This is a genomic window from Sinorhizobium sp. BJ1 (genome assembly GCF_002531555.1).
Classification (GTDB): domain Bacteria; phylum Pseudomonadota; class Alphaproteobacteria; order Rhizobiales; family Rhizobiaceae; genus Sinorhizobium; species Sinorhizobium fredii_B.
On record NZ_NWTH01000109.1, the window covers coordinates 1 to 1,108 of the forward strand.

Annotated in this window: 2 protein-coding genes; both read right to left on the minus strand. The window is 57.0% G+C overall.

Going from position 1 to position 1,108, the window contains the following annotated elements; all coding sequences use genetic code 11:
• On the minus strand, nt 1–295 hold a 295-nt coding region (locus CO676_RS34270; protein ID WP_144340263.1), incomplete at its 3' end, for a transporter substrate-binding domain-containing protein.
• A gap of 27 nt (nt 296–322) precedes the next feature.
• Nucleotides 323–1,072, minus strand: a complete 750-nt coding sequence (locus CO676_RS34275; RefSeq protein ID WP_348628097.1) for an amino acid ABC transporter ATP-binding protein — start codon at nt 1,070–1,072, stop codon at nt 323–325.
• Nucleotides 1,073–1,108: the final 36 nt, after the last annotated feature.

Below are 1,108 nucleotides of genomic sequence, written 5' to 3' on the forward strand. Positions count from 1 at the left end.
TTGTCTTCGTGACAGTGGTGCCGATCATATCGATCGTTCCGGTTTCGAGCGCCGTGAAGATGCCATCCCACGGCACGTTCGAAAGCTCGCAATTCGCCTTGATTTCAGCGCAGACCGCCTTGATGAGGTCAATCTCGAACCCCGCCAGCTCGCCATTGGCTTCTACGTAAGCGTACGGCTTGTAGGCGGCATCGATGCCGATCTTGATGGTTTCATCGGCACTCGCAGATGAGAAGGCTGCTACGCTGACAACAGCCGCGACTACGGTAGACGACAGCATTTTCAACATGTTCATATCAGGTTCCCCTTTTCTTAATGTTGACTAGGATCGATATCTTTGCAGGAAGGAAGCGAGCGCCTCCGACTTCGGAGATTTCAGGATGTCCGAGGGCTTGCCTCTTTCTTCTATATTGCCCTTCGAAAGGAAGACGACCTCCGAGGAAACCTCGAGCGCGAACTGCATTTCATGGGTGACGATGATCATCGTCCTTCCCTCCGCCGCCAGGTTCTGCATGACGCGCAACACTTCGCCCACAAGTTCGGGATCAAGCGCCGACGTCGGCTCGTCGAAGAGAAGGACTTCAGGTTCCATCGCAAGCGCGCGCGCGATTGCTACGCGCTGCTGCTGCCCACCCGAAAGCTGAGAGGGGTAATGATCAATTCGGTCCGCAAGGCCAACCTTATCGAGATAGCCGAGCGACCGCTCCCGAGCCTCCTTCTTGGATAGCCCGAGCACCTGTACGGGCCCCTCCATGACGTTCTCGATCGCGCTTCGATGCGGCCAAAGGTTGAAGGACTGGAACACCATTCCGACTTTGCGGCGCAGCGCGATCAGCTCCGCATTCTGCTTCCTTGTGCGCCGATCCCGCGCCATAGCAGGAAAGACGATGCCGTCCAGTACGATTTCTCCGGCGGAAGGCTCTTCAAGAAAATTGATACAACGGATCAGGGTACTCTTGCCGGACCCGGAGCTGCCGATCAGCGTGACGATATCGCCCTGCGCTGCGCCGATGCTGACGCCCTTCAGTACCTCCAGGGAGCCGAAGGACTTGCGCAGATTACGGACCTCCAGGAGCTGCTCTCGCACCGTCGAAGAATTCGGATTCAC